A 26,611-nucleotide genomic window follows, 5' to 3' on the forward strand; every position below is an offset into this window, starting at 1 on the left:
CGGCGCAGGTCAAGTGTGGGAGGGGGGTTGCTCCCGATGGCGGTGTGTCAGTCAATACACCTGTCAGTGATCGATTGCCATCGGGGGCAAGCCCCCTCCCACAAGGATTTTGCGTTATGCCTGGGGCTGCAGGCACTCGAAGGCCCGGTCCGCCAAAGTGCGGGCCATTTCCAGCAGGCGATGCGGGTCAACTGTGGCGTCAGGAGATTACTTGGGGTAGAGCGGCGGCAAGCTGGTGGTGTCGGTGGCCGGGTCTTGTTGGCGCTCGGCCACGGGGATGGCCTTGATCGCCCGCCACAGGTCTTCACCCAGCCAGTACTGGCCGCTTTCGCTGTATAACGCGCCGTTCAAGCCGTCGAGTGCATCCGACAATGGCACGAACCGCGCCGCCATGTCGGCCAGGGTTTCCGGTTGCTGCCGGGCCCAGGCATCCAGGGCCTGGCGGGTGGCCTGGGGGTCGTTGGCCTGGGTGGCGCGCTTGAGGTCGTCGAGCAGAGTGCGTGGGCTCGGGCCGGTTTGCGCGGCGCGCTGCACGGCGGGTTGGCGGCGGGCGCGCCACCACAGGCCGAAGCCCAGCAAGGTGGTGCAGGCCAGCAGCAAGGTGCTGAGCTGCCAGAGCCACAGGCGCTCGTCATCCGGCGCGGTGATGACGGTCGGCGTGGCGGGCGTGTCCACCACCAGGCTCGGGTTGATCGCCACCTGCAAGGTGCGAGCGGGCAGGGTGGTGCGTTCAAGGTGGTCTTCGTGGGTGTTCCACCACACCACTTCCACCGCGGGCAGTTCCAGCGCACCGGCACGGGTTGGCACCAGGGCCTCGCGGTCCTCGCGGCTGCCGATCAGGCCGCGGTCGCTGGTCTGGTTGCCCAGTACCGGCTGATCCGGGTAGCGCCGCAGGCCGTTGACCTCAGTGCTGGGCAGCGCCGGCAGTTGCGCGCTGGACAGGCCCTCGACCTTGACCGTGAGGCTGCGCGTCAGCGAGTCCCCGACCTGCACATGCTCGGGCGTGGGGTTCCAGGCTTCGTCCAGGCTCAGGCTGCGCGCCGGCAGCCATGGCGTGTCGGCGGGGTAGAACTCGGGCTTGGGCTTGACCGTCAACGCAAGCGGCGCCGAACTTGCGTGGATCAGCTTGCCCGGTTTGGTGCCTTGCAGCGTGTTCTCCTGAGGCGGTCGTGATTCCACCAAAGTGGCGCTGAACGTCTGCGCCGCAATCGTCAACGCGCCGCTGTGCTGCGGGTAAATGGCATAGCGGGTTTCGATCACGCCATGGCGAATACTGTTGATGACTTTTTCATAAGTGCGCGACTCGCCCAGTTGCTCCACGCGCGCGTCGGGGATTTGCAGTGGCGTAAGGCTGCTGTCGTCATACAGCGACACCGAGTGGTACACGCGCACGGTCAACAGGGCCTGGGCCTGCACATAGACGCTGGTCTGGTCGAGGCTGGCTTCGACAAACACCGGCGCCAGCTCGGCGCTGGTGTTCTGGCTGGCGGTCTCTACAACCTGCAGGGTGATCGGCTGGGTCGTAAGTTCGCCCACTTGCAGCGGCGGGATCACCACGGTGCCGTTTTCCCGGGGCAGCAGGGTGATGATCCAGCGCGTGGTGGCGTGGTTATCGCCGCCCAGGGTGGTGAGCTGGTTGATCTGGCGCGTGCCGCTGACTTCGAACTGCGCATCCAGGGGTGACAGGTCGGGCTTGCCGAACTGGGTCACATCGCTGGATTCCACCGTCAGTTCCACCGTTTCCCCGGAGTTGAGCCGGCTGCGGTCGACGCTGGCGACCAGGTTCGCCGCCTGGGCGTGGCCTGCCGACAATGCGAGCATGAGCAGAAGGGTGGTGCGGCGGCTCATCGAGTCTTGTCCTGATGTTGTTGCTGTTCGTACCAGAATTTACGTCGCAGCAGTTCACCGGGGTTGTCCGGGATCTGCTGCAGCCATTGCTCCAGCGCCTGGCGTTGCTCGCCTTCGAGGCTGGTATCGGCAGGGCGTAGCGGCGGCGTGGTGGTTTGTTCGTCGCCCAGTTCGCTGCCGGGCACTTCGTTACTGCCGGTTGGTGGCGTGGCGGCGGTGTCGGTCGTGCCGTTGCCGGCCTCGCCCTGGCCCTGGGAGGATTGCTCGCCGCCCTTGGCGTTTTGCCCGTCAGCGCCCGGTTGCGCAGTTTGGCCGGGTTGGGTGGTTTCGTCATCCTGGTTTTTTTCCGGTTCGTCGGGCTCCGATTGCGCTTGCTCCTGGAGCAGACGTTCAACCAGCGCCTTGTTTTTCAGGGCCGGTTGCAGGTCGGGCTGGGCTTCCAGGGCCTGTTCGTAGGCATCGATCGCCGCTTCCAGCGCGCCGGACCTGGCCAGGGCATTCCCCCGATTGTAGTGGGCATAGGCGTCGTCACCTTCGGCAAAGCGCTTGATGGCCTCGGCATAGTTACCGGCCTGGTACAGGGCCACGCCTTGCCATTGGCGGTCCTGGAAGCGTTCGGCGGCCTCGGCGGGGCGCTTTTTCTTGAGCAGGTACTGGCCTTGCTGGTCGGGGCGCAGCCACAGGTCCTGGAATTCGAAGGCGTAGCTGGGCTGCGGTGCGGCCATCAACAGCAGCGGCAGGCAAAACAGCCAGCCGCGGCGCCCGGCACAGGCGGCCAACAGCAGCAGCGGCAGGAGCAGCCAGTAGCCCTGATCGGCCCAGGTGTCCAGGCGCAGTAGCTGGCCGTCGTCGCGCAGGGCTTGCGGCGGGTCGAGCACGCCGAGTTGCCGCAGGTCTTTCTCGTCCAGGCGTGCGGCCCGGTAGCGGCCGCCCATTTCGCTGGCAAAGGCCTTCAAGGTCGGGCTGTCGAGGCGTGGGATCAGGATCGCGCCCTGTTCATCTTTCAAGAATTCGCCGCTTTCCTGGGTCACCGGCGTGCCTTCACGGCTGCCGATGCCGAGGATCGACAAGCTCGGCGCCTGGCTGCCTTGCAACAGCAGCCGGATACCCTGGCGCTCCTGCTTGGACAGCGACGAGCCGATCAGCAGCAGGCGCCCCTGGCCGAGGCCGCCGTGCTTGAGCAGCGCCAGGGCCTTTTCCACCGCCAGGTCGGCGCGGTGGCCGGGCTCGGGCATGATCGAGGGGCGCAGCGCTTCGAGCAGGTTGCGGCTGGTGGCCAGGTCATCCGATAGCGGCACCAGGGTGTGGGCGCTGCCGGCATACACGACGATGGCGGTTTGCGCATCGGTGCGCGCTTGCAGCAAGTCATACAGCTTGCGCCGCGCCTGTTCGAGGCGGTTGGGCGGGCTGTCGGTGGCGAGCATTTGCGGGGTGAGTTCCAGCAGCACCACCAACGGGTCGGAAGGCTTCTGGCTGAGTTGTTCAACCCGTTGCCAACTGGGCCCCAGCAGCGCGAGCAACGCCAGCAGCCAGGCGATGCCCAGCACCACCCAGGGGGATTTGCTTTCGCGGCCGTTGCCGCCACTCAGCAGCACGGCATGGAACGCCGGCGGCAGGATGATCTGCCAGCGCCCGGCGCGCTTTTGCCGGTGCCACAGCTGCCACAGCAACCAGCCGAGCAGCGGCAGCAGCAACAGCCACCAGGGGCGCAACCAATGTGGCCACAAGGCGATCATCGACGCCTCCGCAAGCGCAGGCGCTTGAGGCGCTGGCGCCATTCAGGGCTCTGGGGCAGGAACATGCCCTTGCTCGACAGTTTGTTATACAGCCGCTGCAAGGCGTTGTTCGGCCAGCGCTCCTGCACCACCAGCAACAGGCTGAGGATCAATGCCAGGGCCAGAGGGCCGCTGTATAAGGCGTGGGCGGGGCGGGCCTGAGTGGGTTGCTGTTCGACCGGCTCCAGCGTGTCGAGGGTTGCCTTGATCTGCTCCAGCTCCTTGCCATCTCGAGCGCGGAAATACTGCCCGCCAGTCGCCTCGGCGATTGCCCTGAGCGCCGGTTCGTCGAGGTCCAGGCTCGGGTTCACGCCGAGAATGCCCAGCGAACCGGTTTGCTCGGGGTCGGCGCCGATGCCGATCGGGTAGATTTTCACGCCTTCTTCGGCGGCCAGGCGCGCGGCGGTGAGCGGGTCGATCTGCCCGGCGTTATTGGCGCCGTCGGTCACCAGAATCAACACGCGGCTTTGCGCCGGGCGCTGGCGCAGGCGCTTCAAGGCCAGGCCGATGGCGTCGCCGATTGCCGTGTTCTTGCCGGCAATGCCGATGCGCGCTTCGTCCAGCCAGGTGCGCACGGTGCGCCGGTCGAAGGTCAGCGGCGCCTGCAGATAGGCTTGGCTGCCAAACAGGATCAGGCCCACGCGGTCGCCTTCACGGCTTTCAAGAAAATCCCCGAGCAGGTGCTTGACCAGGGCCAGACGACTGACGTCCTCGTCCTGCCAGTGCATGTCGGGAAAATCCATGGAGCCGGACACATCCACCGCCACCAGCAAGTCGCGGCCACTGGCGGCAATCGGCAACGGCTCGCCCAGCCATTCGGGGCGCGCGGCGGCGGTCAACAGCAGCAGCCACAGCACCACGAACGGTGCCTGCTGGCGCCAGCCCGGCAGGTTCACTCGGGCGCGGCGCCGGGCCAGGCTTTCGAGGTCGTTGAGGTAGCTGACCTTCAAGGCGGGTTCGCCACTGTCGGCCACCGGCAGGATAAGGCGCATCAGCCATGGCAACGGCAGCAGGACGAAAATCCACGGCCAGGCGAACTCAAACATGTTTGCGGATCCAGGTGTCGACGGCTTGGGTCAGGCCGGCGATGGCCTTGTCGTCGAGTTTGCATTCAGGCTTGTAGGCGCCTTCCACCAGCACCATCCAGCGCGTGAGGCCGGCGGCGGGGCAGCGGTTGTCAAGAAACGCCAGCCATTTGCGGCCGTTGAGGGTGTGGCTCTGGCTGTAGGGGTAGTCGTTGCGGCACAGGCGCTTGAGCAGGCCATTGAGCTGTTGCAACCAGGCGCCGGCGGGCGCGCCGTCGTAGGGTTTGGGCATCAGCGCCAGCTCGGCCAGGGCCGCGATGCGCAGCGGGTCCAGCGGTTGTTCGACGCGGGCCACGGGGCGTCGCGTGGGCAGGAAGCGGCGCAGCCACCACAGGCCCCAGCCAAGCAGCGGGATCACCAGCAACAGCAGCCACCAGCCCGGCGCGGGCGGCCAGAAGCCGATGGGCGGTGGCGCGATCAGCGGTTGCAGTTGGTCGAGGCTGCTCATTGTTTTTTGACCGGGCGTTGCGGGTTGAGGTATTCGCGCAGTTGCTCGACCATTTCGCTCTGGGTGCTCAGTGGCATCAACAATACGCGCAGTTTTTGCGCGAGCAGTTCCCAGCGGGCAATGCGTGCTTCGGCCTGGGCCTTGTAGGCCTGGCGCAATTCGTAGTTGAGCGTGTCCAGTTCCAGTTGCGCACCGCGCTGCGCGAAACGCAGCAACCCGGCGGCGGGCAGGGCGTGGTCCAGCGGATCGGAGATGGGCAGCAGCAACAGGTCGCAATGGCGTGACAGCAGGCTCAACTGTTGCTCGGCGCCTTCAGTGAGTGCCCGTTCATCGCAGATCACAATGCCCAGGCTGCCGGGGCGCAGCACTTCGCGGCCACGGCGCAGGGCCATGCCCAAGGCGTCGGCTTCCGGGCGGCTTTCGGTGTTCAGGCTCTGGTTGACCCGCACCAGGCGGTTCAGCAGTTGCAGCAGGCTTTGCTTGCTGCGCCGGGGTTTGATTTCGTAGTGCTCGCTGTCGCCGAACACCAGGCCGCCCACGCGGTCGTTATGCCCCAGCGCCGCCCAGCCGATCAGGCTGGCGGCTTGGGCGGCCAGCACCGACTTGAACATCTGACCCGAGCCGAAAAACAGCCGGCAGCTTTGCTCGACCATGATGAAAATCGGCCGCTCGCGCTCTTCGTGGAACAGTTTGGTGTGCGGCTCCTGGGTGCGCGCCGTCACGCGCCAGTCGATGGTGCGTACGTCGTCCCCGGCCTGGTACACGCGCACCTGGTCGAAGTCCACACCGCGCCCGCGCAGCTTGGAATGGTGCAAGCCGATCAGCGGGCTGCGCTGGCCGGGGGTGGAAAACAACTGCACTTCGCGCACGCGATGGCGCATCTCGATCAGCTCGCTGAGCGTGACGTGGATACCCGCGCTCGCGTTCATCGGCTTCAAGCGACGGCAACAACGTCAAGAATGCGCTGCACCACGCGGTCTTGGTCAACGCCTGCGGCTTCTGCTTCGAACGACAGAATGATGCGGTGGCGCAACACGTCGAACAGCACCGCCTGGATATCCTCGGGGCTTACGAAGTCGCGCCCGGCCAGCCAGGCATGGGCGCGGGCGCAGCGGTCCAGGGCGATGGAGCCGCGCGGGCTGGCGCCATAGGCAATCCACTCGGCCATTTCCGGGTCGAACTTGGCCGGAGTGCGTGTGGCCATGACCAGTTGCACCAGGTATTCCTCCACCGCATCGGCCATGTACAGGCCGAGGATTTCCTTGCGTGCGGCGAAGATCGCCTGCTGGCTGACGCGACGCTCGGGCTTGGTTTCGCCATTGAGCGCTTCGCCACGCGCCTGTTGCAGGATGCGCCGTTCGACGGCGGCGTCCGGGAAGCCAATCTTGACGTGCATCAGGAAACGGTCGAGCTGGGCTTCCGGCAGCGGATAGGTGCCTTCCTGCTCGATGGGGTTTTGCGTGGCCATCACCAGAAACAGTGGCGACAGCTCGTAGGTGCTGCGGCCCACGCTGACCTGGCGCTCGGCCATGGCTTCGAGCAAGGCCGACTGGACCTTGGCCGGTGCGCGGTTGATTTCATCCGCCAGCACCAGGTTATGAAAGATCGGCCCTTGCTGAAACACGAAACTGCCGGTTTCCGGACGATAGATCTCGGTGCCGGTGATGTCGGCGGGCAACAGGTCGGGGGTGAACTGGATGCGATGGAACTGCGCTTCGATACCTTCAGCCAGCTCTTTGATCGCCTTGGTCTTGGCCAGGCCCGGCGCGCCTTCCACCAGCATATGGCCATCGGCGAGCAGGGCGATCAGCAGGCGATCGATGAGTTTTTCCTGGCCGAGAATCTGCGTAGAAAGAAAGGTTCGCAGCGCAAGCAGCGCTTCACGATGTTCCATCGATGACGGTTCCTGGAAAGATGAGCCCGGGTGTCAGGGAAAAACACCGGCCTGGGGCGCTTACTTTAATGCATCGCGGGGTGTGGCGACTAACGGCGTAACGGGTATTTTTGGCAAAACTTGTAGGATTTTTGTGTAGGGGGTGTGCTTTCTGCTGTGAACGCCCTCAAGGTGGATGAGGACCACTGTGGGAGGGGGCTTGCCCCCGATGACGGTGGGTCAGTCAATATTTCTGCTGGCTGGCACACCGCTATCGGGGGCAAGCCCCCTCCCACATTGGATTTGTGGTGGTCTTAAATTCGGCTATAGGTGCCGGTGCCTTTGAGGATGTTCTGCAGGGTTTGCTCCACTTCGGCCATATCCGAGGCGGCAGTGGCGTGAGTGATCTGCAGTTGATCCTTGCCCCCCAGTGCATCGGTGTCGCCGGCTGCCAGCTCGATCAGCAAAGTGGAGTCGCTCAAGGTGACTTTCAGCCCATCCAGGGTCGAAGGCTCGTAATCCCAGGTCAGTTCCACCTCGTCTTCATCCGGGTAGCGGCTGAGCATGAACATCTCGCCGTTCTTGCCGTGGCAGCAGAGCATGGCCATGTTGTCTTCTTCGTCGTCACACGGCGTGGCCATCAGGGCGTCGGTTTTGAGTTGCAGCATGGGGAATCCTGTCTGGGGTAGGGCGTTACGCAGGCAATTGTGCCATTGCGGCGAATTTTGTGCTGCATTGTGTGTCAGACCGGCTGTATGACCTGACGGACCAAACCAGTCATTTTCGATACCGGCGAGCGCGAATGTCGCTGGTTTTTTTCCTCGTAAACGGCTGGTTGCACAAGTCGCAACCCAGCGCCTGCTTACCGATGACCGAATATGTCGCAGCACCGCAAGCAGTGGGCTTCCTACACTCGTTAAGCTGCGCAACGGATGTGCCCCGCGCCAGGCGCCTGACCTGCCCGTCGTACCGTCACCCGGCAAGGTGTGCATCTTGTGGAAGTTGTATGTGACCTGACTGTCTTGTCCAGCTTCACCCACCTGTCACTCTGATTGGTTTATGGTGCTTGTCATCCATACCAGCGAACTGAGCTGACGGTCTCCCCGCAAGGGGATAACACGCGACGCTTCCATCAATAACAAGCCCAAGCGGAGTACCACAGATGGCGTTCTTCACCGCAGCCAGCAAGGCCGACTTCCAGCATCAACTGCAAGCGGCACTGGCGCAGCACATCAGTGAACAGGCACTGCCACAAGTGGCGCTGTTCGCTGAGCAATTCTTCGGCATCATTTCCCTGGACGAACTGACCCAGCGTCGCCTTTCCGACCTGGCCGGTTGCACCCTGTCTGCCTGGCGCCTGCTTGAGCGCTTCGATCACACCCAACCGCAAGTGCGGGTCTACAACCCCGATTATGAACGTCATGGCTGGCAGTCGACCCACACCGCGGTCGAAGTGCTGCACCATGACCTGCCCTTCCTGGTGGACTCGGTACGTACCGAGCTGAACCGCCGTGGCTACAGCATCCACACCCTGCAGACCACCGTGCTCAGCGTGCGCCGTGGCAGCAAGGGCGAGTTGCTGGAAATCCTGCCCAAGGGCACCCAGGGCGAAGGCATCCTGCAAGAATCGCTGATGTACCTGGAGATCGACCGCTGCGCCAACGCCGCCGAACTGAATGTGCTGAGCAAAGAGCTCGAGCAGGTACTGGGCGAAGTGCGCGTGGCCGTGGCCGATTTCGAACCGATGAAAGCCAAGGTCCAGGACCTGCTGGCCGGTGTCGACGCCAGCGCGTTCGTGATCGACGGCGAAGAAAAAGCCGAGATCAAGAACTTCCTCGAATGGCTGGTGGGCAACCATTTCACCTTCCTTGGCTACGAAGAGTTCGTGGTACGTGACGAGGCGGACGGCGGTCATATCGAATATGACGCCAGCTCTTTCCTCGGTCTGACCAAGCTGCTGCGCGCCGGCCTCACCGCCGAAGACCTGCGCATCGAAGACTACGCCGTCGCCTACCTGCGCGAGCCGAGCGTGCTGTCGTTCGCCAAGGCGGCACACCCGAGCCGCGTGCACCGCCCGGCGTATCCGGACTACGTGTCGATCCGCGAGATCAGCGCCGACGGCAAGGTCATCAAGGAACACCGTTTCATGGGCCTGTACACCTCCTCGGTGTACGGCGAAAGCGTACGGGTGATCCCTTACATCCGCCGCAAGGTCGCGGAAATCGAACGCCGTTCGGGCTTCCAGGCCAAGGCGCACTTGGGTAAAGAGCTTGCCCAAGTGGTTGAAGTATTGCCGCGTGACGACCTGTTCCAGACCCCGGTCGATGAGCTGTTCAGCACAGTGATGTCGATCGTGCAGATCCAGGAGCGCAACAAGATCCGCGTATTCCTGCGCAAAGATCCGTATGGCCGTTTCTGCTACTGCCTGGCCTACGTGCCGCGTGACATCTATTCCACCGAAGTGCGCCAGAAGATCCAGCAAGTGCTGATGGATCGCCTGAAAGCCTCGGACTGCGAGTTCTGGACGTTCTTCTCCGAATCCGTGCTGGCCCGCGTGCAACTGATTCTGCGGGTAGACCCGAAGAACCGCCTGGACATCGACCCGCTGCAACTGGAAAAAGAAGTGGTGCAGGCCTGCCGCAGCTGGCAGGACGACTACGCCAGCCTGGTGGTGGAAAGCTTCGGCGAAGCGCAAGGCACCAACGTGCTGGCCGATTTCCCGAAAGGCTTCCCCGCTGGCTACCGCGAGCGTTTCGCCGCGCATTCGGCCGTGGTCGACATGCAGCACCTCAACAGCCTGACCGAAGCCAATCCGCTGGTGATGAGCTTCTACCAGCCGCTGGGCCAGGTCTCCGGCCAGCGTGAGCTGCATTGCAAGCTCTACCACGCCGACACGCCGCTGGCGCTGTCCGACGTGCTGCCGATCCTGGAAAACCTCGGCCTGCGCGTGCTGGGCGAGTTCCCGTACCGCCTGCGCCACGCCAATGGCCGCGAGTTCTGGATCCATGATTTCGCGTTCATCGCCGCCGAAGGCGTGAACCTGGATATCCAGCAGCTCAACGACACCCTGCAGGACGCGTTCGTGCATATCGTCCACGGCGATGCCGAAAACGATGCGTTCAACCGCCTGGTACTCACCGCTGGCCTGCCGTGGCGCGACGTGGCGCTGCTGCGCGCTTACGCCCGTTACCTCAAGCAGATCCGCCTGGGCTTCGACCTCGGCTACATCGCCAGCACCCTGAACAACCACACCGACATCGCCCGCGAGTTGACGCGGTTGTTCAAGACCCGTTTCTACCTGGCGCGCAAGCTCACCGCCGACGACCTGGAAGACAAGCAGCAGCGTCTGGAACAAGCGATCCTCAGCGCCCTGGACGACGTTCAGGTGCTCAACGAAGACCGCATCCTGCGTCGCTACCTGGACCTGATCAAGGCCACACTGCGCACCAACTTCTACCAGACTGACGCCAACGGCCAGAACAAGTCGTACTTCAGCTTCAAGTTCGACCCGCGCGCCATCCCTGAACTGCCCAAGCCGGTGCCGAAGTTTGAAATCTTCGTCTACTCGCCGCGGGTTGAAGGTGTGCACCTGCGCTTTGGCAACGTCGCTCGCGGTGGCCTGCGCTGGTCAGACCGTGAAGAAGACTTCCGTACCGAAGTGCTCGGCCTGGTAAAAGCCCAGCAAGTGAAGAACTCGGTGATCGTGCCCGTGGGCGCCAAGGGCGGCTTCCTGCCGCGTCGCCTGCCATTGGGCGGCAGCCGTGACGAAATCGCGGCCGAAGGCATCGCCTGCTACCGCATCTTCATTTCCGGCCTGTTGGACATTACCGACAACCTGAAAGACGGTGCCCTGGTACCGCCGGCCAACGTTGTGCGCCATGACGACGATGACCCGTACCTGGTCGTGGCTGCGGACAAGGGCACTGCGACCTTCTCCGACATCGCCAACGGTATCGCCATCGACTACGGCTTCTGGCTGGGCGACGCGTTCGCCTCCGGTGGTTCGGCCGGTTACGACCACAAGAAAATGGGCATCACCGCCAAGGGCGCGTGGGTGGGTGTGCAGCGTCACTTCCGTGAACGCGGCATCAACGTGCAGGAAGACAGCATCACTGTGGTCGGCGTCGGCGATATGGCCGGTGACGTGTTCGGTAACGGCTTGCTCATGTCCGACAAGCTGCAACTGGTCGCGGCCTTCAACCACCTGCACATCTTCATCGACCCGAACCCGAACCCGGCGACCAGCTTCGTCGAGCGCCAGCGCATGTTCGAACTGCCGCGTTCGGCCTGGACCGACTACGACACCAGCATCATGTCCGAAGGCGGCGGTATCTTCTCGCGCAGCGCGAAGAGCATTGCCATCTCGCCGCAGATGAAAGAACGCTTCGACATCCAGGCCGACAAGCTGACCCCGACCGAACTGCTCAACGCCTTGCTCAAGGCGCCGGTGGACCTGTTGTGGAACGGCGGTATCGGTACCTACGTCAAGGCCAGCACCGAAAGCCACGCCGACGTGGGCGACAAGGCCAACGACGCGCTGCGCGTCAATGGCAACGAGCTGCGCTGCAAAGTGGTGGGCGAGGGCGGTAACCTGGGCATGACCCAACTGGGTCGTGTGGAATTCGGCCTCAATGGCGGCGGCTCCAACACCGACTTCATCGACAACGCCGGTGGCGTGGACTGCTCCGACCACGAAGTGAACATCAAGATCCTGCTCAACGAAGTGGTGCAGGCCGGTGACATGACCGACAAGCAACGCAACCAGTTGCTGGCGAGCATGACCGACGAAGTCGGCAACCTGGTGTTGGGCAACAACTACAAGCAGACCCAGGCCCTGTCCCTGGCGGCGCGCAAGGCTTACGAGCGTGCTGCCGAGTACAAGCGCCTGATGAGCGACCTGGAAGGCCGTGGCAAGCTGGACCGCGCCATCGAGTACCTGCCGACCGAAGAGCAGCTCATCGAGCGCGCCTCCAATGGCAAGGGCCTGACGCGTCCGGAGCTGTCGGTGCTGATTTCCTACAGCAAGATCGACCTCAAGGAAGCGCTGCTCAAGTCGCTGGTACCGGACGACGAGTACCTGACCCGTGACATGGAGACCGCGTTCCCGCCGAGCCTGGTGGCCAAGTTCTCCGAAGCCATGCGTCGCCATCGTCTCAAGCGCGAAATTGTCAGCACCCAGATTGCCAACGACCTGGTCAACCACATGGGCATCACCTTCGTTCAACGACTCAAAGAGTCGACCGGCATGAGCCCGGCGAACGTGGCGGGCGCCTATGTGATCGTGCGCGACATTTTCCACCTCCCGCACTGGTTCCGTCAGATCGAAGCCCTGGACCACCAGGTGTCCGCCGATGTGCAACTGGAGTTGATGGATGAACTGATGCGCCTGGGCCGTCGCGCCACGCGCTGGTTCCTGCGCAGCCGTCGCAACGAGCAGGACGCCGGGCGTGACACTGCACACTTCGGTCCGCACCTGGCGGCGCTGGGCCTCAAGCTCGACGAATTGCTCGAAGGCCCGACGCGTGAGGGCTGGCAGAACCGTTACCAGGCCTACACCCAGGCCGGCGTACCGGAGTTGTTGGCGCGCATGGTTGCAGGTACGACACACCTGTACACCCTGCTGCCGATCATCGAAGCCGCCGACGTGACCGGGCATGACGCCGCCGAGGTGGCCAAGGCCTACTTCGCCGTCGGCAGCGCCCTGGACCTGCCGTGGTACCTGCAGCAGATCAGCGACCTGCCGGTGGCCAACAACTGGCAGGCTCAGGCCCGCGAAGCCTTCCGCGACGACGTGGACTGGCAGCAACGGGCGATCACCATTTCGGTACTGCAAATGGCTGACGCGCCACAAGACATGGAAGCCCGCGTGGCCCTGTGGCTTGAGCAGCACCAGGACATGGCTGATCGCTGGCGCGCCATGATGGTGGAAATCCGTGCTGCGGTTGGCACCGACTACGCCATGTATGCGGTGGCCAACCGGGAGTTGCTGGACCTGGCGTTGAGCGGCCAGTCGGTGCTGCAACCGGCTTGATGCCTTGGTGAAACACCTGTGGGAGGGGGCTTGCCCCCGATAGCGGTGAGTCAGTCACGTAGGTGGTGACTGACACTCTGCTATCGGGGGCAAGCCCCCTCCCACATTTGGCTCTTCATTTATTTGAAGGCCAGCGGTGTTTGAGCAATTTGCTTTCCAGGTGATCCAGGTGCTGGGTCATCAACCCCACCGCCGTACTCGTGTCCCGCTGCTCCATCGCATCCACAATCGCCACATGCTCCTGCCACGCGCAATACGTGCAGGCTTTCGCTTCGTATTGGGCAATGACCAAGGACGTCAGCGGCACCAGGCTGTTGAGGAACTGTGCCAGTGGGCCGTTTCCGGCGATGGTGGCCAGCAGCAGGTGAAACTCCCCCGACAAACGAATCGCCGGCCCGCGCTGGTCGCGCTCGATGCATTCGCGTTCGCGGCTGATCAGGTCCCGTAGCTGACGTCGCTGTGCGCCGGTAGCCTGGGCGCAGGCCAGTTGCACCACGGTGATCTCTGTCATGCGCCGCGCTTCGAGGATCTGCCGCGTCTGTTGGGCATCCGGCGCCGCCACTTGGGCGCGTTGGTTGGGGCGCAGGATGATCACTTGTTGGTGGGAAAGCTTGGCCAGCACCCGGCGAATCACACTGCGGCTTACGCCAAAGGTTTCACCCAGGCTTTCTTCGGTAAAGCGACTGGCCGGGGCGATGCGCTGTTCGAGGATCGCATCGAACAGGCGAGGGTAGATGTCATCGACCGAAGGCTTCTTGCCCGCCACCAGGCGCAGTGCGGGGAGGATGGGGTTGCGTTGCAGCGCGGGAGCGTTCATGGCCGTTCTCCAAAAATATCAACTGCCCAGATGGTCGTCCGGGATGTTCAAGCGAATACCCATGCGCAGACCTTCCTGCAGGATGTGCCGACGCATCTCGGCACTGGCCAGGGCGCTGTTTTTGTTGCGGATGGCGCGTACCACCGCCTCGTTTTCGCGCAGGCGCTCGGCCAGATGTTCGGGGGAATTGCGCAGCACCTGGGCGCTTTGCTTGAGCGCGTTGCTGGTTTGTTGCACCACGTTCTGGAAGATCGGGTTGGAGGTCAGGGCGAACAGTTCTTCGTGAAAGTCGATATAGGCGTTCATGCCGGCTTCGGCATCCTCGGCCTCGAGGGCTTCGCGCATGTCCATCAGGGTCAGGCGCAGTTGGCCGATCTCCTTGCTGCTGATGGACTGGGCGACCAGGCCGACGATGAAGGGTTCGAGGGTGTAGCGCAGTTGCAGGATGTCTTCCAGGCTGGCATCCGCCACGGCGTCGCTCGACTGCGGCTCGCTGACGCTGGTTTCCAGCACTACCACGCCTTTGCCAGGCATGGAGCGCACCAGGCCGAGGGTCTCCAGCACAATCACCGCTTCGCGCAGGCTCGGCCGGCTGATGCCCAGCTGTTCGGCCAGTTCACGCTGGCCGGGCAGCATTTCGCCACGCCGCCACTGGCCGCGCGCCAGGGCGGCGCGCAGTTTTTCTACCACTGAATTGACGACGGTCGAGGTGCTGATCACGTCTACGCCTCCTTTAAATTGCAAATGCGATTGCCAGGTTGATGATGAACAAAATGTGGGAGGGGGCTTGCCCCCGATAGCGATTTACCAGTTGATGATTCTGTAACTGAAACACCGCCATCGGGGGCAAGCCCCCTCCCACATTGGTCTATGTCATTTTCAGAATTCCTGATGCGCCGGTAATACCGGTTTCTTGGCCTGGAAGGCATAGCCTTGCTGGCCGTCCAGCACCTTGTTGGCGCGCTGGATATCGATGTCTTTTTCCCAGCGGGCAATGGCCACGGTGGCGACGCAGTTGCCGATCAGGTTGGTCAGGGCTCGACCAATCCCCATGAACCAGTCCACCGCCAGTACCAGCACCAGGCCGACCACCGGAATCGCCGGGATCGCCGTGAGCGTGGCCGCCAGAATCACCAGCGCCGAGCCCGGAATACCGTGGGCACCTTTGGAGGTGATCAACGATACCAGCAGGATGGTCAGCAAGTCGGTCATCGACAGCGGGGTACCGGTCGCATTGGCGATAAAGACGATGGCCAGGGTCAGGTAGATGGAGAAGCCGTCGAGGTTGAACGAGTAGCCGGTGGGGATCACCAAGCCAACGGTGGAGCTGCCGATGCCCAGGTGCTCGAGCTTGCGCATGATTTGCGGCAACACGGCGTCGGAGGAAGCCGTGCCCATCACGATCAGCAGCTCTTCACGCAGGTACTTGAGCAGCGGCAGCATGCGCAGGCCGGACAGGCGCATCACCAGGCCCAGGATCAGCCCGACGAAGGCAAAGCAGGTCAGGTAGAACAGGCCCACCAGGCTGCCCAAGTGTTGCAGGGAGTCCAGGCCGTAGGTGCTGGTGGTGAACGCGATGGCGCCGAACACGCCGATCGGCGCCAGGCGCACGATCATGCCCATAATGCGAAAGATCACATGGCTCAGTTCGTTGATCAGCCGCGAGATGCCCGAGGCCGCTTCACCCACCAGGTTCAGCGCGCTGCCGAACAGTACGGAGAACAACAGCACCTGCAGCACGTTGTTGTCGGCAAAGGCACCGATCACCGAGTTGGGGATCAGCTCCATCAGGAACTGGCTGGTACCGCGGATGTGCTGGCCCTTGTCGGCCAGTTCATTCAGGCCGGCGGAGGAGAGCTGATCCAGATGAATATTGGCGCCGCTGCCGATGCCGGTGCTGAAGGCCATGATCAGGCCGAGCACCAGGGCCACGGTGGTCAGCACTTCAAAGTAGATCACTGACTTCAAGCCAATGCGTCCGACTTTCTTCAAGTCGCCGGCGCCGGATATGCCGCTGACCACCACGCAAAACACGATCAGGCCGATCAGCATTTTGATCAGCTTGATAAAGCCGTCACCCAGGGGTTTGAGTTGCGAGGAGAATTCGGGAAGGGCCAGGCCGCAAATGACGCCAAGCATCAGGCCAATCACGACTTGCAGGAAAATCGAACGCGAGCACCATCTGAGCATGGGAAGGATCTCTATTCGGTGCCCTGGTGGTTCCAGGGCTTAATTGTTGTGGTCTTACCGGTAAGTCCAGTGCGGGGCCAGTCTACGCTCGGTTTTTTTCAAACTACAAGCAAATATTCGGTGGTTGATGGGCTGCGGTCTGACCAGTTGGTCGGCAAGTGCGATGCTTGAGCGGTTGGCGGGGCAGAATTTTTTTTGCGTATCATCCGTGCTCGGTAGGCGAGAGGTGACAGATGGATCCAACAGGACTGACAACGGACGACGCCGGACGCACCCATTGCGCCTGGCGCAACGCCGCGCCGCAATATCTCCATTACCACGACCATGAATGGGGCGTGCCCGTGGCGGACGACGTCCAGTTGTACGAGAAGATCTGCCTGGAGGGTTTTCAGGCGGGAATGGCGTGGATCACCATATTGCGCAAGCGCCAGCAGTTTCGGCAGGCATTCGACGGCTTTGATTTTCACAAGGTGGCGCAATATGGCGAGGCGGATATCGAACGCTTGATGAACGATCCCGGTATCGTGCGCAACCGGGCGAAGATTGTTTCCACCATCAACAACGCACGCCGGGCCTGCGAGCTGGTGAGCGAGACCGGTTCGCTGGCGCGTTGGCTGTGGTCGTTCGAGCCCGGCCCACAGGAGCGCCCGGCCGTGGTGGACCTGGCGTACTGGACGGCCAACCCGACGTCGGCGGCGTCGGAGCGGTTATCCAGGGCCCTGAAGAAACGTGGCTGGACCTTTGTCGGCCCGACCACGATGTATGCGCTGATGCAGGCGATGGGGATGGTCAATGATCACCTGCACGGTTGCGTCTGCCGTGAGCGCATCGATGCGCTGCGCGACCAATTTCAACGACCCTGAGTCACTGAACGCACGCCGATGCGTCAGAGGTATTTGAGCCAGGTGATATCCCTGCGCCGCGCCTTCAGCCCGGCAAACCAGCGTACCGGCAGGTACAACGCCAGTGGCAGCGCCATCGCGGCCAGCCACACGGCGCCAATGCTGTCGAAGCCGAAGTAATCGCCGTGATCAAGCCCAAACAGCGCCACAGCAGTGACATACAGGATTTTCAGCACATACAGGTGCAACAGATAAAAGAACATCGGCGCCGCGCCAAATACCGCAAGGATGCTGATCCAGCGTTTCTGCCCAGCCCGTTCGAATGCCAGCAGCAATAGCAAGCCGATGCCCAGCGTCAGCGCCAGGAACAACAGCGAAGGTGGGTATTTGGTGATGTTGAAGAAGCTCATGCCTGTCTGCACGGCGCTTTCATAGGCGTGCCAGGGTTTTTCGCCATACCCGTTGGCCACCCGCAGCAGTACAAAACCCAGCAACGCGCCTGCACCCGCCAGCAGCAAATAACGCTGGCGCACGGCGGGCAGCGCGGCCGTCGCAAACCAAGGGCCGAGGCCGTAGCCCAGGGCGATCACGCCGATCCATGGCAGCACCGGGTAAGTCACGCGCAGGCGCAGGCTGTCTGACACCTCGATCCAACTGCGCTCATGCAGGATCGACCACACAACCTGAAGTGCCGAACCGTGTGCGAAATGCACGCCATCGAGCAGGTTATGCCCGGCAATGGTCGCCAGCGCCAAGGCGATCAGCAGCGGGCGCGACAGCCATACCAGCGCGGCGAGGGCGATCATGCTGACCCCAATCGCCCAGATCACCTGCAGGTAAATCACACTGGGCGGTAACTGGAAGGTCCAGGCGAAGTTGACCAGGGTGAACTCCAGCACCACCAGAAACAGCCCGCGCTTGAATAAAAATGCCGACACCGCGCGCCGACTTTGGTATTTCTGACCATACAGCCAGGCCGACAAACCGGTGAGCAGCACAAACACCGGGGCGCAAAGATGGGCGAGGGTGCGGCTGAAAAACAGCGCCGGCTCGGTGGTGTCGATGCTCATCGGGTCGCCCACTTGGCGGTGCAGCAGGAAGGTTTCGCGTACGTGGTCGAGCAGCATGAACAGGATCACCAGGCCGCGCAGGGCGTCGATGGAAAGCAGGCGAGGGCGTGGCGCAACAGCATCAGTCATGGGAACGGTTCACAAGGCCGGGCGAAAAAGAGGCGTTATCCTATAACATTAACCGGCACATTGCCGCGCCGCGAAGGCGAACTTATCGGAGGCACGAATGACCACTTCAGACACACAATCGGCCGAGGCCGTCATCGAGTTCTGGAAACAGGCGGGCCCAAAGCGCTGGTTTGCGAAGGACGACAGGTTCGACGCGCTGTTTCGCGACACCTTCTACGCCACGCACCTGCAAGCGGCGCGGCGCGAGCTGGAGGATTGGCTGGAATCGCCCCACGGCGCACTGGCCTTGTTGATCCTGCTGGACCAGTACCCGCGCAACGCGTTTCGCGGTACCGCGCATATGTTCGCCACCGACCCACTGGCGCGCCTGTATGCACGGCGGATGGTGGACGCCGGGTTGGACGCCTTGATCGAGCCCGGGCTGCGCGCGTTTTGTTACCTGCCGTTCGAACACTCGGAAGACCCGAAGGACCAGCAACGCTCTGTCGTGCTTAACCAGCCTCTGGATGCCAGCACCTACCGCTGGGCCAAGGAGCACGCGCGAATCATCGAGCGGTTTGGGCGGTTTCCCCATCGCAATGCGGTGTTGGCAAGAGAAACCACGGATGAAGAACACGACTTCCTCAGCGCTGGAGGCTTTGCGGGTTAGGCCAGCGCTATTCCCATCAGGAATGCCCCCATAAAAACAGCGCATTGTCTTTATTTCCCCGGATCTCGTAGCGTTAGGCCTCATTCAAGGAGATCGCCCATGAGCCACCTTCCGCTGCGCCTCTACGTTGATTCGCTGTACACCAGCCCCTACGCGATGTCGGTGTTCGTCGCCTTGCGCGAAAAGGGCTTGGCATTCGAAACCGTGCCGTTGGACCTGGACGCCGGCCAGCATCAGGCCGCGGGATACGCTCGCTTGTCGCTGACCCAGCGGGTGCCGACGTTGGAGGAAGGCGAGTTCTCCCTATCGGAATCTTCGGCAATCACTGAATACCTGGATGAGGCCTACCCCGACACCCCCATTTACCCGGCTGACAGGCAGCAGCGGGCGAGGGCTCGACAGGTGCAGGCGTGGCTGCGCAGCGACCTGCTGCCGATTCGCCAGGAGCGTTCGACCCTGGTGGTGTTCTGCGGTCAACAGATGCCGCCCTTGTCGCCAGTGGCGCAGGCGGCGGCCGGCAAGTTGATCAGTGTGGCGCAGCAATTGTTGGCGGGTAACCCGCATTACTTGTTCGGCAACTGGTCGATCGTCGACGTGGACCTGGCCGTGATGCTCAATCGCCTGATTCTCAATGGCGACGCCGTGCCTGCCGAGCTGGTGGCCTATGCCCGGCGCCAGTGGCAACGGCCGTCGGTGCAGGAATGGGTCAACCAGCCACGCCCTGGGTTGTAACGGGTTCGTTGATTTGCGCGACACGCCGGTCCAGGTCCTCCCAGTCCGCCATGCCCAGCACGCGGGTGGTGTTCAAGCCACGCAGGTAACCGCGCAGTTGCTGGGCGCTGGCGGATTGCTCGTCGGCGTCACGGGTCGGGTCCAGCAGGACGTTTTCATAGTCGACCAGGTACTCGGCGACGCGCTCGCGAAACTCTGGCAGTACAGCTTCGCGGATGCGGTCGAAGGTTTTCTGGTGAGGCTTCATGGCACGGTCCTTATAGTTTTATGGGGCTGGGCTGCCTGACACTATCGGTTCAAATGATAGTCACCATCAAGGATCACAAGTTCTGTTTTTATGGCAAAAGCGCAAAATCCGCTCATCGAAACGCTGCTCAAGGAAATGCGCGATGAGGACGATAATCCAGTTTGCTTTGATGACCCTGATGCTTGGCAGCGCAGTGCTGGCCAACCCGGCGATTGCCGATGAGCTGCGTACAGGCCATTTGCTGCCCCTCGTCGGTAGCGTAAACTCCCTGCAGCGTGCGCAGTCGGTGGGGGTGTTGTACAGCGAAAACACGCGGGACAACCAGAACTACCTTGAGCGCTACCATGCCATGGCCATGAATGGCGCGAAGGATGCCCTGGATGGGCGTATTCGCCAGGCGTTCGTCAACAGCTCCGATCCAGAACTGGCCATCGACTGGCTGATGAACTCCCTGCAGGGCACGTTCGTCTCGGTAACTGTCTACCCCAGCCTCGATGATCTGGTGCAGGCGCATCCGGACGTGGTGGTGGTGCTCGATACCCATAACCAGTTGCTGACCCAGCGCAATGACGTAGTCGAGGCGCGCTTTACCGCGCGGTTCTATGACGCCGACCTGCAATACATCGCCAAGGCCGAAGGCTCGGTGGATAGGCAAGTGCCGTCGGTATGGGTGCATGACAAGTCAGCACTGGAAGTTGCCGCGCAGATCGAGCAGCAGCGAGATGTACAACAAGATGCCTTGAAGCAGTTCGATGCATCGCTTAAAGCCCTGGTCCGCGCCGGTTGATACGCGGATCGACAGGGATCTATTGGTTATTTTCAGGAATGTCTATGCGCTCTTTTTTCGCCCCGGCCCTGGCCTCTGCTTCCTTGCTGTTGACCGGCTGTATCACGGCTCCGAACGCTCCCTCGCTGACCTTGCAGACCGCCAAGACACCTGAAGGCTATGTGCAGTGCGTATTGCCCAAGCTTGAAAAGCACGGCATCACCTCCACCGTGACCCAGAACTCGCGTCACGCCAAGGTGCTGTTGACCAGCAAGATCGCGGCCGATGATGTGCTGGAAGCGTACAAGTCCCAGGACGGCACCAAAGTGTTCCTGTATGAGCGCAAGCCCCTGGCTTCGGCGCTCAAGCCATCGCGCCTCGAGCAGGCGGCGCAGGACTGCAAGTAACCCCCGGATCACACTGACACAAAATGTGGGAGGGGGCTTGCCCCCGATAGCGGTGTATCAGCCATACATAACTGACTGACACGCTGCCATCGGGGGCTAGCTCCCTCCCACATTAGATGCGCAGTGATCTAGGGTTTTGCTTCGTTGCTGAAGCTGTTCACCGTCTTGATCAGCCCCTGCGCCGCCAGCGCTACCAATTCACCGCCTTTTTCCACCGTCGCCAACGCCGGGTCCGAGCCCATGCGGCCGTCGGGGAAGCGTGCGCGGAAGTCCAGCGCTTCGCGGATCGGGCCGGTGTTGGCGATTTTCGGCGAATAATCGGCGGACTTGATCGAGTCCGGATAGGCCCATTGCGTCACTGCAATCTCCGACGGCGTGGCGTGACTGCCATGGCCCACCGGGAACTGGCGCTGCGCCAGGTCGGTGACGCCCTCCAGATCCCACCAGTTGACCAGCTTCAGCGCGAACCCGGCCGGGCGGCGGGCATAGCTGGCCTCGGCATAGAGTTCGGAAAACGCCGCTTCGATGGTGGCGATATTGCCGCCGTGGCCGTTGAGGAACAGGATCTTGTCGAAACCATGCCCGGCCAGCGAGCGCACCCAGTCGCCAATGGCGGCGATAAAGGTGGAAGGGCGCAGCGAGATGGTGCCGGGAAAGCCCAGGTGGTGCTGGGCCATGCCGATGTTGAAGGTGGGGCCGACCAGGATATCGGCAGTCTTCTGCGCCTCGACGGCGATGATCTCCGGGCACATCCAGTCAGTGCCCAGCAAGCCGGTGGGGCCGTGTTGCTCGTTGGAGCCGATGGGGATCACCACCGTGCGGCTGCGCTCCAGAAACTGTCCGATCTCGATCCAGGTGGATTTGTGTAGAAGCATGCGACGCTCTCTCTTATCGGTGGGGACAGGCTATCCGCCACGGATTGTACGACTACTCGCCACCTGTTGGGGTTTGCAGTTCAGATACGCCGAAGACTTCAACCAGCGCTGGTCGGGGTACCACGAGAACATGAACTGCCCATCCTTGAGCTTGTCCACCACTTGGCGGGCGACTTGCGGGCGCACCGCCGGGCAGCCCTGGCTGCGGCCGATACGGCCTTCGCGCTTGCTCCATAGCGGGCTGACGTAGTCGGCGGCGTGAATCACGATGGCGCGGTCGCGGGCCTGGTCATTGAAGCCAGGCTCCAGGCCGTCCATGCGCAGCGAGTAGCCGTGGGTGCCGAGGTAGCTTTCCTGGGTGCGGAACAGGCCCAGGCTGGACTGGTGGCTGCCCTCGAGATTGGAAAACTGGGTGGCGAAGTTTTCGCCCGACTTGGCGCCGTGGGCCACCAGGTCGCGCAGGACCAGGGTCTTTTTGCGCAAATCGAAAATCCACAGCCGACGGGCGGTCGAGGGCTGGGAGTAGTCAATCACCGCCAGGCGATCGGAGCGTTCCTCGCCATTACTGACGGCGCACTGCACCGCGCTCAGGGCACTTTTGAGAACGATGGGATTGAGTTCTGGAGCCGAGCGCGCCAGGCTGCTATACAAAGAAGGAAGGGGGCCGTTGGCGGCGAGCGCAACATTGCTCAGTAACGCCAGGCTCCCGGTGATCAAGCCCAGTTTGGTCAGGCCGAGCCGGCGCATAAAAGTCAGCATCTACAGTCGAGTCCCCGCTGTGGAGTGGAGCTAAGTCAATTGTTCAAAAAACACGCATGTTACTTGAGCATTTGCCTGCTCGTTACACCATTGGTCGCCACAGCCGAAGCGCTGCCGGTGGAGCCATTGCCGGTCACAACGCCAGCCCCGGTGGATCTGGCGCCGCTGCAACAGGCGCTGGCGCAGTTGCCCAGCGTCTGTCCCCAACTCGCGCCGCGTATCGATGCGGCCGCACAGGCGCGTCTGCAAGCCTTTTACCAGCAGCAGGGCGACACGCCGTTGTGGTCGGAAGATGAGCGTCGGCAAGCCTTGCACAGCCAGTTGCTGATGCTGGCCGACGACGGTCTCGATCCCACCCACTATAGCTTGCCTTCGCTGGATGCCAGGGCCAACGTGCTGTGCAGCGATATCGCGGTCAGTCAGCAGTACCTGCAAGCCCTGCAGGATTTGCACTACGGGCGCCTGCAGCAATCGCGCTTCGAACCGCTCTGGCACTCCCAGCCGCCTGCCGTCGATCCCAACACGGTCGTGCTGGCCTTTGCCGCCACCGGCTTGCGCGACATGGCCCTGGCGTTCGATCAGGCGCGCCCCAGCGCGGATTTGTATCGCAGCCTGCGTAATGCCTATTCCAGCGTGCGCCAGCAGCCGCTGCCGCAATGGGAAGCGGTCGGTGACGGGCCGCTGTTGCGTCCCGGCATGGAAGACCCACGGGTGCCGCAATTGGCGCGTCGGCTCCACAGCGGCGGTTACCTCGCCGTCGAACCCAAGGGCAGCGGCAAGCAGTACCGCCCCGAACTGGTCGCTGCGGTCAAGGCGTTCCAGCTCAGCCACTCGTTGCAGTCCGACGGTGTGATCGGCACCGGCACCGTGGCCGAACTCAATATCAGCCCGGCGATGCGCCGCGACCAGTTGCGCATCAACCTGGAGCGGTTTCGCTGGCTGGCCCAGGACCTGGAGCCCGAAGGCGTGGTGGTCAACGTCGCGGCCGCGCAACTGAGCGTGTATCAGAGCGGCATCCCGGTATGGCAAACCCGCCTGCAAGTAGGCCGCGCCGAGCGCCAGACGCCGCTGCTCAAGTCGCGTATCACGCGGTTGACCCTCAACCCGACCTGGACCATCCCGCCCACCATCATGCGCGAGGACAAGCTGCCGGCCATTCGTCTCAACCCCGAGTACCTGCGCCAGCAGAACCTGCAAGTGCTCGACGCCGCAGGCCACCCGCTGACACCGGATCAGGTCGACTGGGCGCGCCCCGGCAATATCCTGCTGCGTCAGGAGGCGGGGCCGCGTAACCCGCTGGGCAAGATCGTGATGCGCTTTCCCAACCCGTATTCGGTGTACCTGCATGACACGCCGAGCCAGCCGCTGTTTACCAAGGGGCCGCGGGCGTTCAGTTCGGGATGCGTGAGGGTCGAACAGCCGCTGCTGTTGCGCGACCTGCTGGTGAGCCCGGCTGAACGCACGCGCACCGATGAGTTGCTGGCGACCGGTATGACCCATGAGTTCAGGCTGGCCACGCCGGTACCGGTGCTGCTGGGGTACTGGACAGTGGAAGTGGATCGCCAGGGCAGCCTGGTGTATGCGCCGGATATCTATGCCCGCGACCCGGTACTGATCAAGGCGATGGGTACTGTGCTGTAGAACTGAATGGCCCGATACCCATGTGGGAGGGGGCTTGCCCCCGATGGCGGCGTGTCAGTCAAGCATGTACCCGCTGACCCCCCCTCATCGGGGGCAAGCCCCCTCCCACATTGGATCGGCGTGTCTTCACAGGGTTTTTTCCGGCTCTAGTTGCAGCTGTGCAAGCAGGGTCGGGGGCCCACCCACGGGCAAGTATGGGAGGGGGCTTGCCCCCGATGGCGGAGTGTCAGTCAAGCATGTATCCGCTGACACACCCTCATCGGGGGCAAGCCCCCTCCCACAGTGGATTGGTGTGCTCTTGACTGGATTTATTCCGGCATCAATTGCTGGCGGCATTCCAGCGCCAGGCGTGCGCCGCCCAGTTCGCTGGTGCCGACGTCCAGCCTGAAGCCGTGCAGGTTGATGATCGCCGCCACAATCGACAGGCCCAGGCCGAACCCGCCTTGCTGATCACTTTCATCGACCCGATAAAAGCGCTGGAATACCGAAGCGCGTTCGGCTGCCGGAATGCCCGGCCCCGAGTCGAGCACTTCGATGCGTGTGCTTCCCAGGTCATTGACCGCGCGCAGGATCACTTTGCCCTCGGGCGGGGTGAACTTGATCGAGTTGCTGAGCAGGTTGGCCAGGGCCTCGAACAACAGGGCGCGGTCGCCGGTAATCCAGGGCAGTGAATCCGGCGTCTGCAGCAGCAGTTCCAGCTCGCCTTCTTCCGCCAGGGGCAGGTAGAAGTCGTGCAGTTCGCGCAGCAGCGGCAGTGGGTCCATCAACAAAAAGCCCGAGCGACGCTGGTGGTCTTCCAGTTCGGAAATGCGCAGCAAACCGCGAAAGCGTGCCATCAGGGTATCGGTTTCGGCAATCGCGTCATCCAGCTTCACGGCGTGCGCCGAGTCCTCCTCCGCTTGTTGCTTGATGCGGTAAAGCTGCGCCCGCAGGCGCGTCAGTGGCGTGCGCAGATCGTGGGCGATGTTGTCGCACACGCCCTTGACCTCGTTCATCAGCTTCTCGATGCGGTCGAGCATGGCGTTGACGATGGCCGCCAGCATGTCCAGTTCATCGCGCCGGTCGGACAGCGGCAGGCGGTGGGTCAGGTCGCCGGCGACGATGGCTTCGGCGCTCGCCTGGATCTTGCGAATGCGTCGCAGCGGACGCCGGCGCAGCAAGTGCCAGCCAGCGGCGCCGGGGATGATGGTCAGCGACAGTGCCCACAGCAGGGCATGCCAGATGATCCGGGTCACGCCGAACAGCGAACCGTTGGCGCGCACCAGCACCAGCCAGCGGCCGTCTTCGGTGTGGGTGGCCACGGCGTCGCAGCTGTCCTTGGGCAGTTTCGGGTCGTCGGAGTCGACGCAGTTGGCCAGGGCGTGGATCTTGCCATCCAGGGGCAGGTCGGGCGGCACCGCACGGATCGGCCCGCTCAAGGGACGGAATTGCTCATCGAACAGGCCATAGGCATCCACGCCCTTCATGTCGAAGGTCATGCTGGTGGTCAGCGCGTCCACCAGCTCTTCGCCGTCGAAATGCTGGAACAGATGCTGGCGCTGCATCAGCGAATGGCGCGACAGGTCGCTCAGATAGCCCGACACTTCGTAATACAGCACCCCCATGAGGATGCAGCTCCAGGCCACGAACAGCGAACTGTACAGCGCCAGCAACCGGCTGCTGGAAGAGCGCCAGCCCTTAGAGGGGTTCAGCAATGACATATCCCGAGCCTCGTACCGTGCGAATCAGCGGCGTGAGGCCCGGCGGGTCGATTTTCTTGCGTAGGCGACCGATGTGCACGTCGATCAGGTTGGTGCCGGGGTCGAAGTGATAACCCCAGACTTCCTCGAAGATCATCATCCGCGACAGGATCTGCCCGGTGTTGCGCATCAGGAATTCCAGCAGCTTGTACTCGGTGGGCAGCAGGCTCAACGGCTGCTCGGCGCGGCTGGCTTCGCGGCTGATCAGGTTCAATTCGAGGTCGGCCACGCGTAGCGCGGTTTCGAATTCCTTGACCGTGCTTTTACGCCGCAACAGCACTTCGACGCGGGCGGCCATTTCGTCGGACGCGAAGGGTTTGGTCAGGTAGTCATCGCCGCCGGCGCGCAGGCCACGTACACGTTCATCGACGTCGGAGAGGGCGCTGATCATCAGGATCGGCGTCGACACCCCGATGGTCCGCAGCGTGGTGACGATGGCCAGGCCATCCAGTTCGGGCAGCATGCGGTCGAGGGTGATCAGATCGTAATCACCACTCACGGCACGGACCAGGCCTTCGCGGCCATTGTCCACCCAGTCTACGTCCAGTCCATGGCTACTCAGCTCGGCGACGATCTCGCGAGCCGTTACGGCGTCATCCTCGATGGTCAAAATGCGGGTCATAGGATTACCTGGTGAGCGTTCACACTAGAAGTGGGAGGCATTTTGCCAAGAAGTTGCTGAATGTTT

At 62.8% G+C, this 26,611-nt stretch carries 23 protein-coding genes; 7 read left to right on the top strand and 16 right to left on the bottom strand.

Features of this window, described 5'->3' with window-relative positions; translation table 11 throughout:
* Nucleotides 1-207: 207 nt before the first annotated feature.
* From C4J94_RS12005 to C4J94_RS12035, 7 genes are all read right to left on the bottom strand, one after another.
* Entirely contained in the window at nucleotides 208-1,848 is a 1,641-nt protein-coding gene (locus tag C4J94_RS12005; protein WP_124386356.1) for a BatD family protein, read from the bottom strand.
* Entirely contained in the window at nucleotides 1,845-3,584 is a 1,740-nt protein-coding gene (locus C4J94_RS12010) for a VWA domain-containing protein (protein ID WP_124386357.1), read from the bottom strand. Before C4J94_RS12010 ends, C4J94_RS12005 begins: the two co-directional genes overlap by 4 nt.
* Nucleotides 3,581-4,669 carry a VWA domain-containing protein gene (locus C4J94_RS12015; RefSeq protein ID WP_124386358.1) on the bottom strand — a complete coding sequence of 363 codons (1,089 nt, stop codon included), beginning with the start codon at nucleotides 4,667-4,669 and terminating at the stop codon, nucleotides 3,581-3,583. The genes C4J94_RS12010 and C4J94_RS12015 overlap by 4 nt, the downstream gene beginning before the upstream one ends.
* Nucleotides 4,662-5,156 carry a DUF4381 domain-containing protein gene (locus C4J94_RS12020; protein WP_124386359.1) on the bottom strand — a complete coding sequence of 165 codons (495 nt, stop codon included), beginning with the start codon at nucleotides 5,154-5,156 and terminating at the stop codon, nucleotides 4,662-4,664. The genes C4J94_RS12015 and C4J94_RS12020 overlap by 8 nt, the downstream gene beginning before the upstream one ends.
* The gene (locus C4J94_RS12025) at nucleotides 5,153-6,085 is read right to left on the bottom strand and encodes a DUF58 domain-containing protein (protein ID WP_124386360.1); all 933 of its coding nucleotides are present in this window, start codon (nucleotides 6,083-6,085) and stop codon (nucleotides 5,153-5,155) included. Before C4J94_RS12025 ends, C4J94_RS12020 begins: the two co-directional genes overlap by 4 nt.
* Nucleotides 6,086-6,090: 5 nt before the next feature.
* Nucleotides 6,091-7,050: a MoxR family ATPase gene (locus tag C4J94_RS12030; protein WP_020301524.1), complete on the bottom strand. Its 960-nt coding sequence runs from the start codon at nucleotides 7,048-7,050 to the stop codon at nucleotides 6,091-6,093.
* A 293-nt stretch (nucleotides 7,051-7,343) separates the two neighbouring features.
* Nucleotides 7,344-7,697: a hypothetical protein gene (locus tag C4J94_RS12035; RefSeq protein ID WP_124386361.1), complete on the bottom strand. Its 354-nt coding sequence runs from the start codon at nucleotides 7,695-7,697 to the stop codon at nucleotides 7,344-7,346.
* A 494-nt stretch (nucleotides 7,698-8,191) separates the two neighbouring features.
* Between C4J94_RS12035 and C4J94_RS12040 the strand changes: the two genes are divergently transcribed.
* Nucleotides 8,192-13,060, top strand: coding sequence for an NAD-glutamate dehydrogenase (locus C4J94_RS12040; protein WP_124386362.1), 4,869 nt, complete (start codon nucleotides 8,192-8,194; stop codon nucleotides 13,058-13,060).
* A 115-nt stretch (nucleotides 13,061-13,175) separates the two neighbouring features.
* Here the strand turns inward: C4J94_RS12040 and C4J94_RS12045 are convergent, their stop codons facing one another.
* The 3 genes from C4J94_RS12045 to C4J94_RS12055 all read right to left on the bottom strand — a co-directional run bounded on the left by C4J94_RS12045 (nucleotide 13,176) and on the right by C4J94_RS12055 (nucleotide 16,067).
* The gene (locus C4J94_RS12045) at nucleotides 13,176-13,877 is read right to left on the bottom strand and encodes a GntR family transcriptional regulator (protein WP_124386363.1); all 702 of its coding nucleotides are present in this window, start codon (nucleotides 13,875-13,877) and stop codon (nucleotides 13,176-13,178) included.
* A gap of 18 nt (nucleotides 13,878-13,895) precedes the next feature.
* Nucleotides 13,896-14,597 carry a FadR/GntR family transcriptional regulator gene (locus C4J94_RS12050; RefSeq protein ID WP_124386364.1) on the bottom strand — a complete coding sequence of 234 codons (702 nt, stop codon included), beginning with the start codon at nucleotides 14,595-14,597 and terminating at the stop codon, nucleotides 13,896-13,898.
* A 159-nt stretch (nucleotides 14,598-14,756) separates the two neighbouring features.
* Complete coding sequence (locus tag C4J94_RS12055; RefSeq protein ID WP_124386365.1) at nucleotides 14,757-16,067, bottom strand: C4-dicarboxylate transporter DctA; 1,311 nt, start codon at nucleotides 16,065-16,067, stop codon at nucleotides 14,757-14,759.
* Between the two features lie 233 nt (nucleotides 16,068-16,300).
* Between C4J94_RS12055 and C4J94_RS12060 the strand changes: the two genes are divergently transcribed.
* Entirely contained in the window at nucleotides 16,301-16,930 is a 630-nt protein-coding gene (locus C4J94_RS12060) for a DNA-3-methyladenine glycosylase I (protein WP_124386366.1), read from the top strand.
* Between the two features lie 23 nt (nucleotides 16,931-16,953).
* On the opposite strand, the gene C4J94_RS12065 is transcribed toward C4J94_RS12060, so the two are convergent.
* Nucleotides 16,954-18,108: a DUF1624 domain-containing protein gene (locus C4J94_RS12065; RefSeq protein ID WP_124386367.1), complete on the bottom strand. Its 1,155-nt coding sequence runs from the start codon at nucleotides 18,106-18,108 to the stop codon at nucleotides 16,954-16,956.
* A gap of 97 nt (nucleotides 18,109-18,205) precedes the next feature.
* Between C4J94_RS12065 and C4J94_RS12070 the strand changes: the two genes are divergently transcribed.
* Entirely contained in the window at nucleotides 18,206-18,757 is a 552-nt protein-coding gene (locus C4J94_RS12070; protein WP_124386368.1) for a DUF924 family protein, read from the top strand.
* A gap of 99 nt (nucleotides 18,758-18,856) precedes the next feature.
* Nucleotides 18,857-19,489: a glutathione transferase gene (yfcF, locus tag C4J94_RS12075; RefSeq protein WP_124386369.1), complete on the top strand. Its 633-nt coding sequence runs from the start codon at nucleotides 18,857-18,859 to the stop codon at nucleotides 19,487-19,489.
* Here the strand turns inward: yfcF and C4J94_RS12080 are convergent.
* Nucleotides 19,464-19,736, bottom strand: coding sequence for a hypothetical protein (locus tag C4J94_RS12080; RefSeq protein WP_124386370.1), 273 nt, complete (start codon nucleotides 19,734-19,736; stop codon nucleotides 19,464-19,466). The genes yfcF and C4J94_RS12080 overlap by 26 nt on opposite strands.
* A 142-nt stretch (nucleotides 19,737-19,878) precedes the next feature.
* Here C4J94_RS12080 and C4J94_RS12085 point away from each other — a divergent pair, with 142 nt between their 5' ends.
* Nucleotides 19,879-20,523, top strand: coding sequence for an ATPase (locus tag C4J94_RS12085; RefSeq protein WP_124386371.1), 645 nt, complete (start codon nucleotides 19,879-19,881; stop codon nucleotides 20,521-20,523).
* A gap of 44 nt (nucleotides 20,524-20,567) precedes the next feature.
* Nucleotides 20,568-20,909: a hypothetical protein gene (locus C4J94_RS12090; RefSeq protein ID WP_124386372.1), complete on the top strand. Its 342-nt coding sequence runs from the start codon at nucleotides 20,568-20,570 to the stop codon at nucleotides 20,907-20,909.
* A 128-nt stretch (nucleotides 20,910-21,037) separates the two neighbouring features.
* Here C4J94_RS12090 and C4J94_RS12095 read toward each other — a convergent pair whose 3' ends face one another.
* Both C4J94_RS12095 and C4J94_RS12100 read right to left on the bottom strand, forming a co-directional pair.
* Nucleotides 21,038-21,784, bottom strand: coding sequence for a creatininase family protein (locus C4J94_RS12095; protein ID WP_124386373.1), 747 nt, complete (start codon nucleotides 21,782-21,784; stop codon nucleotides 21,038-21,040).
* Nucleotides 21,785-21,814: 30 nt separating this feature from the next.
* The gene (locus tag C4J94_RS12100; RefSeq protein ID WP_124386374.1) at nucleotides 21,815-22,543 is read right to left on the bottom strand and encodes a murein L,D-transpeptidase catalytic domain family protein; all 729 of its coding nucleotides are present in this window, start codon (nucleotides 22,541-22,543) and stop codon (nucleotides 21,815-21,817) included.
* A gap of 39 nt (nucleotides 22,544-22,582) precedes the next feature.
* Here C4J94_RS12100 and C4J94_RS12105 point away from each other — a divergent pair, with 39 nt between their 5' ends.
* Complete coding sequence (locus tag C4J94_RS12105) at nucleotides 22,583-24,184, top strand: murein L,D-transpeptidase (RefSeq protein ID WP_124386375.1); 1,602 nt, start codon at nucleotides 22,583-22,585, stop codon at nucleotides 24,182-24,184.
* Between the two features lie 308 nt (nucleotides 24,185-24,492).
* Here the strand turns inward: C4J94_RS12105 and C4J94_RS12110 are convergent, their stop codons facing one another.
* Both C4J94_RS12110 and C4J94_RS12115 read right to left on the bottom strand, forming a co-directional pair.
* A complete protein-coding gene (locus C4J94_RS12110; RefSeq protein ID WP_124386376.1) occupies nucleotides 24,493-25,884 on the bottom strand; it encodes a HAMP domain-containing sensor histidine kinase in 1,392 nt (463 codons plus the stop codon).
* Nucleotides 25,862-26,545, bottom strand: coding sequence for a response regulator transcription factor (locus C4J94_RS12115; protein WP_003219726.1), 684 nt, complete (start codon nucleotides 26,543-26,545; stop codon nucleotides 25,862-25,864). The genes C4J94_RS12110 and C4J94_RS12115 overlap by 23 nt, the downstream gene beginning before the upstream one ends.
* Nucleotides 26,546-26,611 lie beyond the last annotated feature (66 nt).

Origin of the sequence: Pseudomonas sp. R5-89-07, assembly GCF_003851685.1 — a bacterium.
In the GTDB taxonomy this organism is placed as follows: Bacteria; Pseudomonadota; Gammaproteobacteria; order Pseudomonadales; family Pseudomonadaceae; genus Aquipseudomonas.

Bases quoted from the DNA above. Each gene is read 5' to 3' on its own strand.
- C4J94_RS12020 (WP_124386359.1), bottom strand. From the start codon at position 5,156: ATGAGCAGCCTCGACCAACTGCAACCGCTGATCGCGCCACCGCCCATC.
- C4J94_RS12065 (WP_124386367.1), bottom strand. From the start codon at position 18,108: ATGACTGATGCTGTTGCGCCACGCCCTCGCCTGCTTTCCATCGACGCC.
- C4J94_RS12070 (WP_124386368.1), top strand. From the start codon at position 18,206: ATGACCACTTCAGACACACAATCGGCCGAGGCCGTCATCGAGTTCTGG.
- C4J94_RS12115 (WP_003219726.1), bottom strand. From the start codon at position 26,545: ATGACCCGCATTTTGACCATCGAGGATGACGCCGTAACGGCTCGCGAG.
- C4J94_RS12035 (WP_124386361.1), bottom strand. From the start codon at position 7,697: ATGCTGCAACTCAAAACCGACGCCCTGATGGCCACGCCGTGTGACGAC.
- C4J94_RS12025 (WP_124386360.1), bottom strand. From the start codon at position 6,085: ATGAACGCGAGCGCGGGTATCCACGTCACGCTCAGCGAGCTGATCGAG.
- C4J94_RS12110 (WP_124386376.1), bottom strand. From the start codon at position 25,884: ATGTCATTGCTGAACCCCTCTAAGGGCTGGCGCTCTTCCAGCAGCCGG.
- C4J94_RS12045 (WP_124386363.1), bottom strand. From the start codon at position 13,877: ATGAACGCTCCCGCGCTGCAACGCAACCCCATCCTCCCCGCACTGCGC.
- C4J94_RS12010 (WP_124386357.1), bottom strand. From the start codon at position 3,584: ATGATCGCCTTGTGGCCACATTGGTTGCGCCCCTGGTGGCTGTTGCTG.
- C4J94_RS12055 (WP_124386365.1), bottom strand. From the start codon at position 16,067: ATGCTCAGATGGTGCTCGCGTTCGATTTTCCTGCAAGTCGTGATTGGC.
- C4J94_RS12100 (WP_124386374.1), bottom strand. From the start codon at position 22,543: ATGCTGACTTTTATGCGCCGGCTCGGCCTGACCAAACTGGGCTTGATC.
- C4J94_RS12030 (WP_020301524.1), bottom strand. From the start codon at position 7,050: ATGGAACATCGTGAAGCGCTGCTTGCGCTGCGAACCTTTCTTTCTACG.
- C4J94_RS12040 (WP_124386362.1), top strand. From the start codon at position 8,192: ATGGCGTTCTTCACCGCAGCCAGCAAGGCCGACTTCCAGCATCAACTG.
- C4J94_RS12060 (WP_124386366.1), top strand. From the start codon at position 16,301: ATGGATCCAACAGGACTGACAACGGACGACGCCGGACGCACCCATTGC.
- C4J94_RS12085 (WP_124386371.1), top strand. From the start codon at position 19,879: ATGAGGACGATAATCCAGTTTGCTTTGATGACCCTGATGCTTGGCAGC.
- C4J94_RS12015 (WP_124386358.1), bottom strand. From the start codon at position 4,669: ATGTTTGAGTTCGCCTGGCCGTGGATTTTCGTCCTGCTGCCGTTGCCA.
- C4J94_RS12005 (WP_124386356.1), bottom strand. From the start codon at position 1,848: ATGAGCCGCCGCACCACCCTTCTGCTCATGCTCGCATTGTCGGCAGGC.
- C4J94_RS12095 (WP_124386373.1), bottom strand. From the start codon at position 21,784: ATGCTTCTACACAAATCCACCTGGATCGAGATCGGACAGTTTCTGGAG.
- yfcF (WP_124386369.1), top strand. From the start codon at position 18,857: ATGAGCCACCTTCCGCTGCGCCTCTACGTTGATTCGCTGTACACCAGC.
- C4J94_RS12080 (WP_124386370.1), bottom strand. From the start codon at position 19,736: ATGAAGCCTCACCAGAAAACCTTCGACCGCATCCGCGAAGCTGTACTG.
- C4J94_RS12090 (WP_124386372.1), top strand. From the start codon at position 20,568: ATGCGCTCTTTTTTCGCCCCGGCCCTGGCCTCTGCTTCCTTGCTGTTG.